General features: G+C 63.5%; 15 protein-coding genes, 4 tRNA genes and 1 pseudogene. 8 read left to right on the top strand and 12 right to left on the bottom strand.

Annotation, left to right across the window (positions count from 1 at the left end; all coding sequences use genetic code 11):
- The first annotated feature begins 242 nt into the window (after positions 1–242).
- The 4 genes from AB4061_RS32915 (at position 243) to AB4061_RS32900 (ending at position 2,659) form a co-directional block, all read left to right on the top strand.
- A complete protein-coding gene (locus tag AB4061_RS32915; RefSeq protein WP_441640375.1) occupies positions 243–899 on the top strand; it encodes an energy transducer TonB in 657 nt (218 codons plus the stop codon).
- A gap of 29 nt (positions 900–928) precedes the next feature.
- Positions 929–1,666, top strand: coding sequence for a MotA/TolQ/ExbB proton channel family protein (locus AB4061_RS32910; protein WP_150983190.1), 738 nt, complete (start codon positions 929–931; stop codon positions 1,664–1,666).
- A gap of 29 nt (positions 1,667–1,695) precedes the next feature.
- Positions 1,696–2,109 (top strand): ExbD/TolR family protein, encoded by a 414-nt coding sequence (locus AB4061_RS32905; protein ID WP_441640374.1) that lies wholly within the window; start codon positions 1,696–1,698, stop codon positions 2,107–2,109.
- A gap of 217 nt (positions 2,110–2,326) precedes the next feature.
- Entirely contained in the window at positions 2,327–2,659 is a 333-nt protein-coding gene (locus AB4061_RS32900; protein WP_441640373.1) for a hemin uptake protein HemP, read from the top strand.
- Positions 2,660–2,905: 246 nt separating this feature from the next.
- Here the strand turns inward: AB4061_RS32900 and AB4061_RS32895 are convergent, their stop codons facing one another.
- The 3 genes from AB4061_RS32895 to AB4061_RS32885 all read right to left on the bottom strand — a co-directional run bounded on the left by AB4061_RS32895 (position 2,906) and on the right by AB4061_RS32885 (position 4,391).
- On the bottom strand, positions 2,906–3,313 hold the full coding sequence (locus AB4061_RS32895) for a heme-binding protein (RefSeq protein WP_006158644.1): 408 nt from the start codon (positions 3,311–3,313) through the stop codon (positions 2,906–2,908).
- A gap of 196 nt (positions 3,314–3,509) precedes the next feature.
- Complete coding sequence (locus AB4061_RS32890; protein WP_441640372.1) at positions 3,510–3,767, bottom strand: hypothetical protein; 258 nt, start codon at positions 3,765–3,767, stop codon at positions 3,510–3,512.
- A gap of 282 nt (positions 3,768–4,049) precedes the next feature.
- Entirely contained in the window at positions 4,050–4,391 is a 342-nt protein-coding gene (locus AB4061_RS32885) for a hypothetical protein (RefSeq protein ID WP_441640371.1), read from the bottom strand.
- A 208-nt stretch (positions 4,392–4,599) separates the two neighbouring features.
- Between AB4061_RS32885 and AB4061_RS32880 the strand changes: the two genes are divergently transcribed.
- Positions 4,600–4,686, top strand: a tRNA-Leu gene (locus AB4061_RS32880).
- Positions 4,687–4,734: 48 nt separating this feature from the next.
- On the opposite strand, the gene AB4061_RS32875 is transcribed toward AB4061_RS32880, so the two are convergent.
- Complete coding sequence (locus tag AB4061_RS32875) at positions 4,735–5,838, bottom strand: YeiH family protein (RefSeq protein ID WP_441640370.1); 1,104 nt, start codon at positions 5,836–5,838, stop codon at positions 4,735–4,737.
- A gap of 124 nt (positions 5,839–5,962) precedes the next feature.
- Between AB4061_RS32875 and AB4061_RS32870 the strand changes: the two genes are divergently transcribed.
- A complete protein-coding gene (locus tag AB4061_RS32870) occupies positions 5,963–6,868 on the top strand; it encodes a LysR family transcriptional regulator (RefSeq protein WP_441640369.1) in 906 nt (301 codons plus the stop codon).
- A 23-nt stretch (positions 6,869–6,891) separates the two neighbouring features.
- Here the strand turns inward: AB4061_RS32870 and ybaL are convergent, their stop codons facing one another.
- The 7 genes from ybaL to uvrC all read right to left on the bottom strand — a co-directional run bounded on the left by ybaL (position 6,892) and on the right by uvrC (position 13,913).
- A complete protein-coding gene (ybaL, locus tag AB4061_RS32865; RefSeq protein WP_441640368.1) occupies positions 6,892–8,130 on the bottom strand; it encodes a YbaL family putative K(+) efflux transporter in 1,239 nt (412 codons plus the stop codon).
- Positions 8,131–8,515: 385 nt separating this feature from the next.
- Complete coding sequence (locus AB4061_RS32860; RefSeq protein ID WP_441640367.1) at positions 8,516–10,060, bottom strand: methyl-accepting chemotaxis protein; 1,545 nt, start codon at positions 10,058–10,060, stop codon at positions 8,516–8,518.
- A gap of 430 nt (positions 10,061–10,490) precedes the next feature.
- Positions 10,491–10,564 (bottom strand) — tRNA-Cys (locus tag AB4061_RS32855).
- Between the two features lie 104 nt (positions 10,565–10,668).
- Positions 10,669–10,744: transfer RNA gene (locus AB4061_RS32850), tRNA-Gly, on the bottom strand.
- 78 nt (positions 10,745–10,822) lie between these two features.
- Positions 10,823–10,898: transfer RNA gene (locus AB4061_RS32845), tRNA-Gly, on the bottom strand.
- 167 nt (positions 10,899–11,065) lie between these two features.
- Positions 11,066–11,668, bottom strand: coding sequence for a CDP-diacylglycerol--glycerol-3-phosphate 3-phosphatidyltransferase (pgsA, locus tag AB4061_RS32840; protein WP_150983177.1), 603 nt, complete (start codon positions 11,666–11,668; stop codon positions 11,066–11,068).
- Between the two features lie 103 nt (positions 11,669–11,771).
- The gene (gene uvrC, locus AB4061_RS32835; RefSeq protein WP_441640398.1) at positions 11,772–13,913 is read right to left on the bottom strand and encodes an excinuclease ABC subunit UvrC; all 2,142 of its coding nucleotides are present in this window, start codon (positions 13,911–13,913) and stop codon (positions 11,772–11,774) included.
- A 112-nt stretch (positions 13,914–14,025) separates the two neighbouring features.
- On the opposite strand from uvrC, the gene earP reads away from it, so the two are divergent.
- Together earP and efp are read left to right on the top strand one after the other, a co-directional pair.
- Positions 14,026–15,228 carry an elongation factor P maturation arginine rhamnosyltransferase EarP gene (earP, locus tag AB4061_RS32830; protein WP_441640366.1) on the top strand — a complete coding sequence of 401 codons (1,203 nt, stop codon included), beginning with the start codon at positions 14,026–14,028 and terminating at the stop codon, positions 15,226–15,228.
- Positions 15,229–15,354: 126 nt separating this feature from the next.
- The gene (gene efp, locus AB4061_RS32825) at positions 15,355–15,915 is read left to right on the top strand and encodes an elongation factor P (protein ID WP_043347839.1); all 561 of its coding nucleotides are present in this window, start codon (positions 15,355–15,357) and stop codon (positions 15,913–15,915) included.
- Positions 15,916–15,988: 73 nt separating this feature from the next.
- Here the strand turns inward: efp and AB4061_RS32820 are convergent.
- Positions 15,989–16,126, bottom strand: a pseudogene (locus AB4061_RS32820) (IS4 family transposase); the annotation flags it as partial.

Here is a 16,126-nt window from a genome sequence, read left to right as displayed (position 1 = left end):
ATTCAATGCATTGCACAAAATGCCACCAAATAAGAATCATTATCGTTTATACTGGCGACCTGACACGCTGCCTCGAGAGCGGCGCTCCCACCGGCATCACTGTTGAAGGAGCGTTTATCATGGAATTGCTGCTTAGCTTGCTGGTCGGTTGTGGCATCTCGCTGATCCTGTTCTATCGCAAATAGGCCCTATCGCTAATAAAGCCGGCGCCGCGCCAATTCGCCGACATCTGCTGTTTTCTCATGTTCGATCAACGTTTTTTCAAGATCACGCTCGCCGTCCTGCTGTTCCACGCCGGCCTGCTTTACCTGATCCAGAGCGGGCTGGGGCGCAAGATCACGGAGGCCGTGATCTCGCCCGAAGTCGTCGCCCGCATCATCCCGCTTGAGCCACCCCAAAAACCCGCCGTAGAGACGCCAAAGCCCAAACCGGAAACCCCGCCCAAACAGGTGAAGGTCACCACACCCAAGCCTGCACCGCCGCAACCGCGCCCCACGCCGACGCCGGTGGCATCGCTGCCGCCTACGCCCAATGCCGTGGAAGCGCCGCCCGCGCCGCCTGCCCCGCCGGCACCGCCTGCGCCCGCCCCCGAGCCAGCCGCTCCTGTGTCGGCAGCGCCACGCGCGGTCGGCATTGGCGAGATCCAGTGCAGCCCGCCGCAGCCAACCTATCCGTCGCAATCGCGCCGCATGGGTGAAACCGGCAAGGCCGTGGTGCGTCTGACTACTGACGATACCGGCAAGGTGGTCAAGACCGCGGTCGTGACCTCAAGCGGATCCTCCAGGCTGGATCAGGCCGCCGAGGACGCGGTGCGACGCATGCGCTGCAAGCCCTATCTGGACAACGGTCGTGCCGTGGCGGTTACCGCCCAGCAGCCGATCGGGTTCGAACTCAACTGATTTCAATACCGACCTCACCAGGAACCAACATGCAGGACCTCGGACTTTCTCACCTCTGGACGCAAGGCGATTTCGTCATGCGTGCCACCGCCATCATTCTGCTCATCATGTCGCTGGCTTCGTGGATCGTGATTCTCACGAAGGCGTGGGACCTCTTCCGGCTCAAGAAGATGGCGCATGGCGCCGAAAAGCAGTTCTGGCACTCCGACGATTTCGACCACGCCCTCGAAACCCTTGGCAGCAGCGAAGCCAACCCGTTCCGCACGCTCGCCATGACCGGCAAGGAAGCCGCGCAGCACCATCGCGCCAGCCAGCCGCAGCTGCACGACGTGATGGACATCTCGGACTGGATCACCCGCTCGCTCAAGAGCGCCATCGACGAGGCCGTTGCACGCATGCAATCGGGCCTGGCCGTGTTGGCATCCGTCGGCTCCACCGCGCCTTTCGTTGGCCTGTTCGGTACCGTATGGGGCATCTATCACGCGCTGATCAACATCGGCGCCTCCGGCGTGCCGACCATCGACAAGGTGGCAGGCCCGGTGGGCGAGGCGCTGATCATGACCGCCTTCGGCCTGGCCGTTGCGATCCCCGCCGTGCTCGGCTACAACGCGCTGACCCGCGGCAACAAAGGCGTGATCTCGAAACTCAACCGCTTCGCCCACGACCTGCACGCCTACTTCGTCACCGGCGCCCGTGTGCGCCCGACCAGCGCCAGTGCGCGTGCCACCGATGACAACGGTGTGCGCCTCGCAGTCAAGAATCAGTAAGGCCGCAGCACGGCAACAAGGAAGTCATCATGGCATTCGGCACCCTCGACTCGGACGATGACGAAGTAATGAGCGAAATCAACATGACGCCGCTGGTCGACGTCATGCTGGTGCTGCTGATCATCTTCATCATCACCATTCCCGTGATCAACCACACGGTCAAGATCGACCTTCCGCGTGCAACCAACACGCCCAACGATCCCAAGCCGCAGAACATCAACCTGGCGATTGACGCCAACGGCAAGATCTTCTGGAACCAGGCTGAGGTGGACGAGCCTACGCTCGAAGCCAACATCGCCCAGGCCGCGCAGCAGCAGCCGCAGCCTGAACTGCATCTGCGGGCCGATCGCGACGTGCGCTATGAGCGTGTGGCGGAAGTCATGGCAGCCGCGCAGCACGGCGGCTTGGGCAAGATCGGGTTCATCACGGAACCCAAGCATTAGCGTTGTTCGCGCCGTGCCCTTTGGGCCGGCGGCGCAGCATCGACAAAAAGGGCACTCCATGGAGTGCCCTTTTTGTTTGCGCTAGCCCGTCCGGCACGATTAAAAATCCCCATTGTAATGATAACAATTCTCATTTAAGATTGGGCCAACTTGAACCCGGTCGTGACCGCTCGCAGTCCCGCGTAGCCGCCACGGACCACCGGACCGGAGCCCGCCCATGAGCACCCTGACCCTGCCGCTGTCGCAACCGCATGAAGTCACCCGTCGCCGCCTTTCTCTGCGCCGGGTCGAAGTTAATCCCAACAAGGCTGCGCAGGCGCGGCGCGAAAGCCCAGCCAGCGCGGCGATCGAATCGATGAAATCTGCTGTAGCTGCCCTGCCCGCCCGGCTCGAAGCCCTGGTGCGCGACAACCTCCCCGCAGCGCCCGCAGGGGATGCGGTGCCCCTGGATTCGCTGATGCGCGGCGCCAACCTGCTGCCGATCCTGCATAACGGCGAGGTCTACACGCTACGCATCACGCGCTATGGCAAGCTGATCCTGACGAAGTAACCGTGCCCAGGCGCGCACGCGCCAGCACAAGCCATGCCGTGGGAAACCATCGTGGCAACCATGTAACGCTGTACGGGATTTCGATGCAAGAAGGGCTACCGGAACCGGCAGCCCGATGCCAAAGCCCGTCGATAGGCTTCAGCATCATGGAGCACAAGCGATTCGCTCCGCAGTCGGCAGGAGGTGCCTGGACAGTGAGCCACGCTCACTGCCAGCACCACGGCCGCCGCTGTTTGCTAGCGAGTATCAGACGCCCAGGGCGGCAATGCCCGCACGCGCAATCTGTGCGTCTTCGGTCGACTTCACGCCCGACACGCCAACTGCACCCACGACCTGGTCATTGACCACGATAGGCACACCACCTTCCAGCATGCCTTGCAGCACCGGCGCGGTCATGAAAGAGTGACGGCCGTTGTTGATCATGTCTTCGTAAACCTTGGACTCGCGACGGCCCAGCGACGACGTGCGTGCCTTTTCGGTGGCGATGTAGCTCGAAATCGGTGCAGCGCCGTCCAGGCGTTGCAATGCCAGCAGGTGACCACCGTCGTCCACGATGGCAATCGAAACCGCCCATTGGTGATTCTTGGCTTCCAGCTCGGCTGCGGCCAGTACCTTCTTCACATCATCTGCCGTCAGCACGGTTTTTTGCTGCATACCACTCTCCTCGAAGATCATTTCAGTGAGCCGGAAGTATAGCGCCACGGCCCTTGGCATGACCATGCCGCCACCGTCCTGGCACCTGCCCGCAAAAAGCAAAAGACCCGCTCGAGGCGGGTCTTTCGATGATTCACGGCGTTACCGGATGCGGACGGCCGAAGCCCTCAGGGCTGCAGGCTTGTGTCCGGCAAACTCAGGCTCCGTCGCTGAACTGGTCGCGGCGATCGCCAACCTTGGCGCCGTCGGTGAACGGATCCACCTTGCGTGCGCCGTCGGTGTACGGGTCAACCTTGCCGATCTTGGCACCATCGGTGTAGGGATCAACCTTGCCGATCTTGGCGCCATCGGTGTAAGGGGCTGCCTTGGCAATACCGGCTGCAAAGGCGGAGGCGGAGAGTGCGGAGAGGGCGGTCAGGGCTGCGATCGCCACCAGGCTGTTTTTGATCTTCATGGGCGGATCCTCTTGGGAATTAGGTCGTGCTGGAGGGGCGCCGGATGATGAAGCATTGCGGAATCTTGTCATCACGGCGTCACAGCAGCAGTATAGGTGGAAACCCTAATAAGAATATGAGAGACGGTTTGACCTGTCTCTTCAAATTTTTTGACCCTACCGGTAACAGTGGAACCATGTCCGGATTGCCGCCTACAGTTTGCCTCCCAAGGCTGCGCCTGAAAAACGAAAGGGCCCCGCAGGGCCCCTTTTACCAACCTGCGCGAGGCAGGTCGTTCATGCTTATCGCCAATGGCGGCCATGTCCGGGGCCGTAGTAGCCCCGCCCATAGTAGCCGCGACCGTAGTAGCCACGGCCGTAGTAGCGCGGGCCGTAATAGCCAGGCCCCGGACCGTAGTAGACCGGAGCCGGCTGCACGATAACCGGCGGCGGTCCATAGTAGACAGGGGCAGGTGCCATGACCACGGGCGGCGCGGCAATATAGGCTGGCGGCGGATAGTACGCCGGGCCGCCGACCACAACGCCAGGCACCCCAATCGCCACACCAACGCTCACATGGGCCATTGCCGCACCGGATGCCAGCGCCCCAAGCAAAGCGAGTCCTGCGAGCCACCAACGTTTCATGATCCTTGCCTCTTGCAAATGCGTTATTCGATAAGAGTATTGTAGGTTCCTGGAAAATTGCAGGTGAAACCGAGAACGTTACATTGTTACCAGGAGTAACAAACGACACATATACACGCGGCCTCCACCCACCTGACTGCCCACGGTGCAAATCCCGCGCGGAGCTTGCATCACCGCGCCCAACCGACCACAATATCGGGCTTGCCGTGCGGCCGTGGAGAAATTGGTAGACTCAGCAGACTTAAAATCTGCCGCCTTTACGGGCTTACGGGTTCGACCCCCGTCGGCCGCACCAGCACCCACCCTCCCCGGCGGCACCCTCCCCTGTCCCGGTATTGCGCACTCAGGCCACCGCCGCACACAACAGCGCGCCACCGCACACCAAGAATACAAACAGCAGGCCTGCCAGCACCAGGGGCTTGCGCCCGGCGCGCAGCAAGGTGCCGATGCGGGTGTGCAAGCCAATTGCCAGCATCGCGCAGGCAAGCAGCCAATTGTCGAAGGCCAGCAGAGCGGGCTTCCAGTCCTGGGGCACAAGGCCCGCCGAATGCACGGCCATCACCGCCACAAACCCCACCGCAAACCACGGGATCGCCTTCAGGATGGCACCCCACGGACGCCCGCCCGCCGCCTTCTCGCCTTTGCCTTCTTCCTCGAGCCCGATGCCGGCCTTCGGCCACAGCGCCAGCACCAGCAAGAGCGGGCCCAGCGCCAACACGCGCACCATCTTGGTCACCACGGCGGCATCCGCGGTGGCATCGCTGACCATCTTGCCCGAGGCGATGACCTGTGCCACCTCGTGCAGCGTGGCGCCAGTGTAGATGCCGAATGTGCGCTCGCTGATGGCAAGGTGCCAATGCTGCGTGGCCAGCTCGAACAGATAGGGATACAGCAGCATGCCAGCCGTGCCGAACAGCACCACCGTGGCCACGGCAACGGCCGTCTGGCGGTCGTCGGTGCGCACCACCGAAGCCACCGCGATGGCCGCCGCGGCGCCACATACGGCGCTGCCCGCGCTGACGAGGATGGCTTCCCGGCGGCTTAGTCCCAGCAGAGAAGAACCGATCCAGATGCCTAGCAGCATGGTCGAGACCAGCATGGCCAGCGGCACCAGCACGCCTGCCAGGCCCAGGTCGGCAATCGCGCCGAATGTGAGACGCAGGCCATACAACGCCACGCCGAGGCGCAGCAGTTGCTGACGCGCCAGTTGCATGCCCGGCGCAAGCGGGGTGAGCCAGCGTTGCGGCAGCGTATTGCCCGCCACCATGCCGGCGAACATGGCCAGCGTCAGCGCGCTCATGCCGAGATGCGAGACCGCCGGGTGCGCCGAGAGCACCATGGCCAGCCAGGCAATGAAGCCCAGCGGCACCAGCGTCAAGACCCGGGTCGGCCACGAGGGAGGTTCGGCGCCGAGATTGGCAACTGCGGACGATTGAATGGAAGACATGGCGGGGGTCCTGCCCGTAACGCCGGGGGGCTTCGGGGCGCATATTGAATATGTCCGAAGCGTACTTAGCAGGCGGAAATCTGTAAAACAGGTAATATCGCTATACATTACCTGTTTTACAGATATGACTCATCGCCCGCTCCGCCTGACCCTGCGCCAACTCTCCGTTTTCGTCGCTGTGGCGCAGCACGGCAGCACCGTGGCTGCGGCCGATGCGCTGGCCATGTCGCAATCCGCGGTCAGCGCCGCACTGGCGGATCTAGAGGCCACGCTGGGCGGCGCCCTCTTTGACCGGGTCGCGCGTCGCCTGAGCATCAATGAGACCGGCCGGCTGTTTTTCCCGCGCGCGCTGTCGCTGCTGGACCAGGCACAGGAACTCGAGCGCTTCACCGTGCAACCCGGGGTGCAACTGCGCATTGCCGCCAGCAACACCATCGGCAGCTATATCCTGCCGGGCCTGCTCGCGGGCTTTCGACATGCGCAGAGCGGGCCCTGCGCGCTCGACATGCGCATCGGCAACACGCGCGAGGTCCTGCAAGCGTTGCTGCATTTCGAGGCGGACATCGGGCTGATCGAGGGCACATGCCACGAGCGCGACCTGCGCAGCGCCCACTGGCGGGACGATGTGATGGTGGTGGTGGTCAGCCCGTCACACCCGCTCGCAAGCTACCCTGGCAATCTGGCCGCCTTGCGCGACGCCGACTGGGTCGTGCGCGAACCCGGCTCGGGCACGCGGGAGATCATCGAACAGCGGCTGGCACCACTGCTGGGCGAGTTGCGCTTCGCGCTGGAGCTGGGCAACTCCGAAGCGATCAAGCGTGCGGTGATGAGCGGCTATGGCGTGAGTTGCCTGTCGCTGCAGGTGGTGGAAGACGAATTGCAGCGCGGCACACTGGTGGCGCTGCGCGATGGCCTGCCCGACGTGGTGAGGCCGCTGCATCTCGTGGTTCACCAGGACAAATACCCTACGCAGGGCCTGCTAGCCTTTACGGAGTATCTTCGCCGCGATGCCGCGGCGACCAGCCAGTGAGCGGCACGGGCCGCTGCATGCACTCATGCGGGGTGGGGATCCGCTTCGCCCGCATGCTTGGCGGTATAGCGATCGAGCAGGTGGAACAGCAGCGGGTTTAGGACGATGGACAGCAATGCGCCTGCCAGGATCAGGGCGTGGCCCCGCTCAGGCAGGATCTTCAGATAGACGCCGAGGCCCGCGAGGATAAAGGAGAACTCGCCGATCTGGGCCAGGCTGACCGCGATGGTCATGCCGGTACGGGTGGAATGCCCGAACACCCGAACGATGCAAAGCGCAGCGAGCGATTTGCCCACCACGATGATGAACAGCGTGGCCAGCACGCCCCAGGGGTCGTTGATCAGCACCATCGGGTTGAACAGCATGCCGACCGAAACAAAGAACAGCACGGCGAACGCATCACGCAGGGGCAGCGACTCCTCTGCCGCGCGGTGACTGAACTCCGACTCCGCCAGCACCATGCCGGCAAAGAATGCACCAAGCGCAAACGACACGCCGAACAGCGAGTACGCGCCAAAGGCCACGCCGAGCGCCGTTGCCAACACCGCCAGACGGAACAGTTCGCGGCTCCCGGTCCAGACGATGCGCTCCAGCATCCAGGGAATAAAGCGACGGCCGATCACCAGCATCACCGCGACGAAGGCGGCCACCTTGCCCAGGGTAGCGAACACGGCGAACACGATGTCGCCCGAGTCCGGTGCCGCCGCGCCTGACGCCGTGGCATCTGCGGACGGCGTAAGCAGGCCCGCCAGCGCCGGCAGCAGCACCAGCGTCAGCACCATGGCCAGGTCTTCCACGATCAGCCAGCCCACCGCGATCCGGCCCTGCGGCGACTCCACCAGCTCGCGCTCCTGCAAAGCCTTGAGCAACACCACGGTGCTCGCCACCGAAAGTGCCAGCCCGAAGACCAGGCCGGGCCCCCAGTCCCAGCCAAAGCCCCAGGCCGCGCCCATCCCGAGCAAGGTAGCAATGCCGATCTGTACCACCGCCCCCGGAATGGCGATCGTTTTCACCGCCATCAGGTCTTTGAGCGAGAAATGCAAGCCAACCCCAAACATCAGCAGAATCACGCCAAGCTCCGCCAGTTCCGGCGCCAGCGCCTGGTCCGCGGTGTAGCCCGGCGTATACGGGCCGACCACGATGCCCGCGCACAAGTATCCGATCAGCGGCGGGAGCTTTAGCCGGTTGGCCAGCGCGCCCAATATAAACGCCAGGACGAGACCGCCGACGATGGTGCTGATGAGCGGGGTAGCGTGATGCATGCGTTCTGGGTTCCTCGTGCTTGGCCATGGCGGCGGTGACTGGACAACCCGCCCGCCCCCAGCGGCCGTATGGCGGGGACCACAAAGCGACCTCTGGGCAGCGCTGCGGCGTTGAACGCCGGGCACAGGCCGAGAGGTACCGCACTGATTGAGGGAAAACGGGAACGGGAGTTTTACGGCAGCCTGGAGGCGAAAAGCGCGGCATGAGTCCAAGCGGACGACGATGGCACGCCGTTCAGGTCGGATATCCCCTGAACGCCCCGTGAAGACTACAACATGGAATGTAACACGATCACCACAATGGCAAAGCGCGGAATCGGGGCAAGATGTGCCCCCATCGCCGCGGAAGCTCGCCGCCGCTGCGCCATCCCGCCACCCTGAAGTCCTACCTCCCGGCCAACTGGAACGTCGCCACGGTATCGCGCAGCTTGTCGGCCTGCTCTTCCAGCGATTGCGCGGCCGCTGCCGCCTGCTCCACCAAAGCCGCGTTCTGCTGCGTGACCTGGTCCATCTGCCCGACGGCCTGATTGACTTGCTCGATCCCGGTGCTTTGCTCGCGCGAGGCTGCGGCAATCTCGCCGATGATGTCGGACACGCGGCGCACGGCCTGACGAATCTCACCCATGGTCTTGCCCGCATCCTCGGCCTGCGCCGAGCCTTGTCGGACCGTGTCGACCGAGGTGTCGATCAAGTCCTTGATTTCCTTCGCCGCGCTGGACGAACGCTGAGCCAGGCTGCGCACCTCGCCAGCCACGACCGCAAAGCCACGGCCCTGCTCGCCAGCGCGCGCAGCTTCGACCGCAGCGTTGAGCGCCAGGATATTGGTCTGGAACGCGATGCCTTCGATCAAGGTCGTGATCTCCGCGATACGGGTGGAACTGGTGCTGATCGCGCCCATCGTCTCCACCATCTGCTGCACGGCCGTGCTGCCATACTCGGCCACATCCGCGGCGGAATCCGCCAGGCTGCTGGCCTGGCGTGCATTGTCGGCATTTTGCCGCACCGTCGCGGTCAGCTCCTCCATGCTGGCGGCCGACTGCTCCAGCGACGCGGCCTGCTGCTCGGTGCGCGTGGACAAGTCAGCATTGCCCGCCGCAATCTGGTGGGCAGCCGTGCTCACCGAATCGGTCGACAAGCGGACTTCACGCAGCGCCGACGCTACGCGCTCGATCAATTGGTTGAAGGCGACCGCCGTGCGTCCGATCTCATCCTCATTGCGCACCGAAGCGCGGCGATCGAGGTCCAGCGACTTGCTCACATAGTGCAAGGTCTGCTCGATCTCCGCCAGGCTGACATGGATGCGCCGATAGAGCGAATAGCCCATTGCGCCCGTGACAAGAAAGCCGCCGGCAATAATCGCCGAAAAGATCGTCAAGGCTAGCGTGTACGCCTTGGCGTTGCTCGAAACCAGTTGCTCGCCCAGACCCGCGTTATACGCCACGTGCTCGTTGATGGCGGTACGCAGCGCCTTGGCCGCGACAAAGAGCGAGCCCCCCATCAGCATGCCCCGCGCGCCTTCTGCATCGCCGGCAGCAAACCGCTCCAGGAAGCGCCCCCGCTCCGCGCGATACTGCTTGATCGCGGCGCGATCCGCCTCCAGCAGCTTGCGGTCGGTCTCATCGGAGATATCACTGCGCTCGTAGTGCGCGACTGTGTCGTCGAAAACCTCGTCCGCCTTTGCCAAAGCCGCCACCGCCTCCGAGCGGCTGCTCGCCTCCGGGGACAAGGCATAGTGGTAGAGCGAAACGCGCATGGTACTGACGGTATCGCGCAAGTCGCTCAGCGTGCGCACGCTGGCGAGCGTGTTGTCCTTGAAGTAGGTAAAGCGCTCCTGCGACTCGCGGAGTTGCCAGATGCCGCCGACTCCGACGGCAAGCATGGCAAGCAGGGCCAGCGACAAGGTGCCTAACAGGCGTTGAGTGATGTTCATGGCGCAATGTCGGCGCGCGCGAAGGCGCGCACCGATTCTCCAATAAAGGTGGACGATGAAATGACGCCCGTGGGCAACGGGAACGGGGTCAGGCAGTCTGTTTTGGAAGCGCGCTTGCAACAATCTCGGAATCCGGAGAGCCGTCTTTTGGACGACCCTCACACCCGCCTTTACGGCAGCCGCGTGAATTGCTGAAGCAAAATTGGGAAATAACGCAAAAATAGGCGACGATATTAGGACTTGTCCTAAAAATCGAAGAGGATAAACGACAAAAAAGAGTCGAGATACGCAATCGGGCGAAAATTTGAGGGGAAAAAAGAGGGGGAAGGAGGAGGGAGGAGGGAGTTGCCGGTGCGGATGGCACCGGCGATCGGATCGCCAAAAAGCAAAAGCGCCACCGGTTAGGGTAGCGCTAAGTGCTTGAAGATACTGGAGGCGGGGGTCGGAATCGAACCGGCGTACACGGCTTTGCAGGCCGCTGCATGACCACTCTGCCACCCCGCCGGGTGACGGCTGCTGGATTGTAGCCGCATTCGCCAGACCCTGCCGGGTTGCGCTTGCGCACTACCATCACAAACAAAAAGGGAAGCGGTGCTTCCCTTTGGGATTGGAGCGGGAGACGAGGCTCGAACTCGCGACCTCAACCTTGGCAAGGTTGCGCTCTACCAACTGAGCTACTCCCGCATTTACTACTTTGACTACTCTGCGTGCCAACCTGGAACCACAAAAACACACCGTGGACTTCCAAATTTAACCGAAACCTGGAGCGGGAGACGAGGCTCGAACTCGCGACCTCAACCTTGGCAAGGTTGCGCTCTACCAACTGAGCTACTCCCGCAGGATCCTGCTAACTTCTTACCCAAAACACAGCTTATGTGCCGATACTGCTCACATCTCGCTACATTCTTGCTGCTTTTCGCTTCGTTCGGTTTGTTTCGTCAGAAGCGAGAACAGGATTATTGCAAATCAGCGGCGTGGTCGTCAAGCATATTTTTCATCGAATCATCACTTTTGTGCGGTGGCCTCGCCACTTAGGCCACTGCGCTCGCGAATCTGCGGCCACGCCAGCTTCATGTAATAGAACATCGACCACAGGGTCAGCACCGCCGCCACATAGATCAGCCATGCGCCCAGCACGGAAGCATCGACGATGCCGAGCAGGCTATCGTTGAAGAGCAGCAGAGGGATCGCGATCATCTGGAAGGTGGTCTTGAGCTTGCCGAGGAAATTCACCGCGACGCTCTTCGACGCCCCGATCTGCGCCATCCACTCACGCAACGCGGAGATGGTGATCTCCCGGCCAATGATCACCAGCGCGATCAGGTCGGCCACCCGGCCCAGCGCCAGCAACGACAGCAGCGCGGCCGCCACCATCAGCTTGTCGGCCACCGGATCGAGGAAGGCGCCGAAGGACGAAGTCTGGTTCCAGCGCCTGGCCAGGAAACCGTCCAGCCAGTCGGTGACCGCGGCCACGATGAAAAAACCGGCTGCCGTCATGTTCTTGGCATGCATGGGCAGCCATGCTTCGGGCAGGTAGTACACGCCCACCACGAGGGGAATCATGGCAACACGGAGCCAGGTCAGCAGGATCGGTATATTCAGCGGCATGGGGGCTCGGAACGAGACGACGGCAATGGGCAACGCCGAGATTGTCGCCTATTTCAACGATGGCCGAGCATTTCCTGCCACATGGGCGTCGGATTTGGCCGGATCAATGTAGCTGCCGATAGATTTCCTCAGCCAGCGCGTGCGAGATGCCATCGACGCTGGCCAGTTCGTCGATGCTGGCCGCGACCACCCCGCGCAGGCCGCCAAAGCGCGTGAGCAGCTTCTGCCGGCGACGGGCGCCGACGCCCTCGATCTCCTCCAGCCGCGAGGTGTTGCGCACCTTGGCGCGGCGCGCGCGCATGCCGGTAATGGCAAAGCGGTGCGCCTCGTCGCGAATCTGCGCCACCAGCATCAGCGCCGCACTGCCCTGCCCCAGCTCCAGCGAAGGACGGCCATCGGCGAAGATCAGCGTCTCCAGCCCGACCTTGCGGCCCTCGCCCTTGGCCACGCCGACCAACAGCCCGATATCGAGGCCAAGCTCCTCGAACACCTGGCGCGCAACCTCCACCTGGCCCTTGCCGCCATCGATCAGCACCACGTTCGGCACCAGCGCCAGCGCACTGGACGCCCCCGCCTCGCCGCCTTGCTCGCCCCCCTCGGGGACGGGCTCCTGCCCCTGCGCCTGCTCCAGCATCTCCACCAGCTTCTGGTAGCGTCGGGTCAGCACCTGACGCATGGCGGCGTAGTCGTCGCCGGGCGTGATGTCCTGGATGTTGTAGCGGCGGTACTCCGCGTTCTGCATCTCATGATGGTGGAAGACCACGCAAGACGCTTGCGTGGCCTCGCCAGCGGTGTGACTGATGTCGAAGCACTCGACCCGCAGCAACGCGAGGTCTTCCATGTCGATGCCGATCGTCTCGGCCAGCGCCCGCGTACGGGCCTGCTGGCTGCCTTGCTCAGCCAGGCGGCGTGACAGCGCCAGCTCGGCGCCTTTCTGCGCCATCTCGAGCCAGGACCGGCGCTGCCCCTGCGGCTGGCGCACCAGCGTGACCTTGCGCCCCGCCTGCATCGTCAATGCCTCCAACAGCGCCTTGTCTGGCGGCAGGTGGCTCACTACCAGGATCGGCGGCACGGCCTGGTCCAGATAGTGCTGCGCCATGAAAGCGGACAATACCTCGGCGGCGATGCGCTCGACCGGTATGCCGGCCGGACCGCCGGGCGCTGCCGCGCCTTCGCCAGCCGCAACGCCCGGCTCGATCGCCGCGCTGGCACCGGCATCGTCGTCCTGGTGCCCGACAATCATCGCGCCCTCCTCGACGTGCGCCGGGAAATAAGCCTTGTCGCCGAGATGACGGCCGCCGCGCACCATCGCCAGGTTGACGCACGCACGGCCACCCTCCACCGCCACTGCAAGCACGTCGATGTCGCTGGACTGCCCAACCTCCTCCACGGCCTGCCGCTTGAGCACGGTGGACAGCGCGCCAATCTGGTCGCGCACCGCCGCCGCCTGCTCGAACTCGAGCCGCCCGGCGTGCTCTTCCATCTTCGCCTGCAAGCCTTCGAGCACCTCGTTCTGACGGCCTTGCAGGAAGCGCGCCGCGTTGCTGACATCGCGCGTGTAATCCGCCTCGCTGATGGCGCCCACGCAAGGCCCGGTGCAGCGGTGGATCTGATGCAGCAGGCAAGGCCGCGTGCGATTGGCAAAGACGGTGTCCTCGCAGGTACGCAGCTGGAACACGCGCTGCAGGATCTGCATGCTTTCCCGCACAGCGCCAGCGCTGGGGAAAGGCCCGAAATACTGATGCTTGCGGTCGGTGGCGCCGCGGTAGTAGGCCATGCGCGGGAAGCGATGGCTGGTCAGCTTGACGAACGGATACGACTTGTCGTCGCGGAACAGGATGTTGTAGCGCGGCGCCAGCGCCTTGATCAGGTTGTTCTCCAGCAGCAGCGCCTCGGCCTCGGTGGGCACCACCGTGGTATCGATGCGCACGATCTTGGCCACCATCATGGCAATGCGCGGCGACAGCAGCGTCTTGTTGAAGTAGCTGGAAACGCGCTTTTTCAGGTCGCGCGCCTTGCCCACGTAAAGGACATTGCCCTGGGCATCGAAGTAGCGGTAGACCCCGGGCAGGCCGGGCAATTGCGCAATCACGGCCTTGGCGTCGAACGGCGCGTCCGGCACGGGTTCGGCAGGTGCCGCGCAAGGGGCCGCCGAGGACGCTTCGGTCGGCTGCTCGGGTAGCCCATCCGGCTGGGCGGAGGCGGGCGCGCCCTGATCGTGGGGTTCAGGTTCCTGCTGGGACATCGGTAGCGAATTGACCGTGGGTTGGCTGGTGGCGCGCATGCCCGGCGGGGCCATGGCGCAACAAGCTCTAAAATCGCAAGTTTAGAGCAAATCCTCGCGGAGTCCCGCCACCATGCCCACTCAGCCCGATCGCGCCATCCGCTCCTGGGACATCTTCTGCACCGTCATCGACAACTATGGCGATATCGGCGTCTGCTGGCGGCTGGCACGCCAGCTGGCCCAGGAACACGGCCACGCCGTGCGCCTGTGGGTGGACGACCTGGCCAGCTTCGCGCGCCTTGCGCCTGGCCTCGACATCGCCGCCCCAGAGCAAGTGCTTGCCGGCGTGACGATTCGCCCGTGGCAGCGCACGGACCAGGAAAGCGCCCAGGAGAGCGCCGCGCGCTTCGCGGGGGTCACGCCGCACGACGCGGTGATCGAGTCCTTCGCCTGCGACCTGCCGGCCGCATTCCTGGCCGCCATGGCTGCATGCGAGCCCAAGCCGGCCTGGATCAATCTCGAATACATGAGCGCCGAACCCTGGGTCAGGGAACACCACGGCATGGCCTCGCCCCACCCGCGCCTGCCGCTGATCAAGTATTTCTTCTTCCCCGGCTTCGAGCCCGGCACGGGCGGCCTGCTGCGCGAAGCCATGCTCGGCATGCAGCGCGAGCACCTGCGCACCAGCCCCGCGGCCCAAGCGGCACTCTGGCATCGCCTTGGCTTCCAGCCCATCGACGGCGCGCTGAAAGTCAGCCTGTTCGCGTATGCCAACGCCGCGTTGCCGGCGCTGCTCGCGCAATGGCGGGATGGCCCGGAGCCCGTCCAGTGCCTGGTCCCGGCCGGCCTGGCGGCGCAACAGGCAAGCGAATGGTTCGGGGCGGCCGGTTGCATGCCCGGCAGCGCCTTCGAGCGCGGCAACCTGACCGTACAGGTGGTGCCCTTTGTGCGCCAGGAGCACTACGATGAACTGCTCTGGCTATGTGACCTGAACTTCGTGCGTGGCGAGGATTCGTTCGTGCGCGCGCAGTGGGCCGGCCGGCCCTTTGTCTGGCATATCTACCCGCAATCCGATGCGGCGCACATGGTCAAGCTCGATGCCTTCCTGGCTTTGTTCCTGCAGCGGCTGGAACGAAGCGGTCAGACTGAGGTTGCCAATGCACTTTCCACCTTCTGGCACAGCTGGAATAAGGATGGTGAATCACCTGACTGGTCGCGCCTGCGTGCCCATCTGCCCGTGCTGGGTGCGGCCACCGAGCAGTGGCAGCGCAGCCTGCAGCACCTTGGCGACCTGGCCGCAAATCTCGCGGCCTTCTGCGAAAATCGGGTAAAATAGCGGGTTATTTTGATGGTGACCAGGCCGGAAGACGGAAACGCCCCGCGCAAGCTTGCGTGCAGTGTGTCGGCAGAGCGCCTTCGCCATACCGAATTCCGAGACATTCTTTTTCAGGAAATAGTTCAGATGAAAACCGCACAAGAACTCCGCGTCGGCAACGTATTCATGATCGGTACCGACCCGATGGTCGTGCAGAAGGCTGAGTACAACAAGTCGGGCCGCAACTCCGCCGTGGTCAAGATGAAGTACAAGAACCTGCTGACGGAAGCCCCGGGTGAATCCGTCTTCAAGGCTGACGACAAGTTTGAAGTCGTGATGCTGGAACGCCGCGAATGCACCTACTCGTACTTCGCCGACCCGATGTACGTGTTCATGGATACCGACTTCAACCAGTACGAAGTCGAGCAGGACAGCATGGGTGACTCGCTGAACTACCTCGAAGACGGCATGACCGTCGAAGTGGTGTTCTACAACGACAAGGCCATCTCGGTGGATATGCCGACCACGCTGGTCCGCGAGATCACCTACACCGAGCCGGCCGTCAAGGGCGACACCTCGTCGGGCAAGGTGCTCAAGGGCGCCAAGATCAACACCGGCTTCGAGCTGCAAGTGCCGCTGTTCTGCAGCATCGGCGACAAGATCGAAATCGACACCCGTACCGGCGAATACCGCAGCCGCGCAAACTAAGCGCAGCTGATTCGCCGCCATCCGCAGCGCGGGTGGCGCAACGGAAAAAGGGCAGCTTCGGCTGTAATGCCGTTCAGTTAAGGTCCCTATTGAGGAAGCGAACGGCATAGCGTGAAGGGCGGGACTTGACGACCCGGTCGCATGAGCGACCGGGTCGTTTCACATTGGGCAGCGACTTTAGGCGCTCGCGTAGGCGCTGCAGGCAGGCGGG

This window comes from Cupriavidus sp. YAF13, assembly GCF_052113425.1.
GTDB lineage: Bacteria > Pseudomonadota > Gammaproteobacteria > Burkholderiales > Burkholderiaceae > Cupriavidus.
This window is presented reverse-complemented; position numbering and strand designations above follow the sequence as displayed.

What these genes read in the sequence shown, in the direction of transcription:
- AB4061_RS32860 (WP_441640367.1), bottom strand. Translation starts at nt 10,060, where the DNA reads ATGAACATCACTCAACGCCTGTTAGGCACCTTGTCGCTGGCCCTGCTT.
- ybaL (WP_441640368.1), bottom strand. Translation starts at nt 8,130, where the DNA reads ATGCATCACGCTACCCCGCTCATCAGCACCATCGTCGGCGGTCTCGTC.
- uvrC (WP_441640398.1), bottom strand. Translation starts at nt 13,913, where the DNA reads ATGTCCCAGCAGGAACCTGAACCCCACGATCAGGGCGCGCCCGCCTCC.
- AB4061_RS32890 (WP_441640372.1), bottom strand. Translation starts at nt 3,767, where the DNA reads ATGAAGATCAAAAACAGCCTGGTGGCGATCGCAGCCCTGACCGCCCTC.
- AB4061_RS32905 (WP_441640374.1), top strand. Translation starts at nt 1,696, where the DNA reads ATGGCATTCGGCACCCTCGACTCGGACGATGACGAAGTAATGAGCGAA.
- AB4061_RS32915 (WP_441640375.1), top strand. Translation starts at nt 243, where the DNA reads ATGTTCGATCAACGTTTTTTCAAGATCACGCTCGCCGTCCTGCTGTTC.
- earP (WP_441640366.1), top strand. Translation starts at nt 14,026, where the DNA reads ATGCCCACTCAGCCCGATCGCGCCATCCGCTCCTGGGACATCTTCTGC.
- AB4061_RS32910 (WP_150983190.1), top strand. Translation starts at nt 929, where the DNA reads ATGCAGGACCTCGGACTTTCTCACCTCTGGACGCAAGGCGATTTCGTC.
- AB4061_RS32870 (WP_441640369.1), top strand. Translation starts at nt 5,963, where the DNA reads ATGACTCATCGCCCGCTCCGCCTGACCCTGCGCCAACTCTCCGTTTTC.
- AB4061_RS32875 (WP_441640370.1), bottom strand. Translation starts at nt 5,838, where the DNA reads ATGTCTTCCATTCAATCGTCCGCAGTTGCCAATCTCGGCGCCGAACCT.
- AB4061_RS32900 (WP_441640373.1), top strand. Translation starts at nt 2,327, where the DNA reads ATGAGCACCCTGACCCTGCCGCTGTCGCAACCGCATGAAGTCACCCGT.
- pgsA (WP_150983177.1), bottom strand. Translation starts at nt 11,668, where the DNA reads ATGCCGCTGAATATACCGATCCTGCTGACCTGGCTCCGTGTTGCCATG.
- efp (WP_043347839.1), top strand. Translation starts at nt 15,355, where the DNA reads ATGAAAACCGCACAAGAACTCCGCGTCGGCAACGTATTCATGATCGGT.
- AB4061_RS32885 (WP_441640371.1), bottom strand. Translation starts at nt 4,391, where the DNA reads ATGAAACGTTGGTGGCTCGCAGGACTCGCTTTGCTTGGGGCGCTGGCA.
- AB4061_RS32895 (WP_006158644.1), bottom strand. Translation starts at nt 3,313, where the DNA reads ATGCAGCAAAAAACCGTGCTGACGGCAGATGATGTGAAGAAGGTACTG.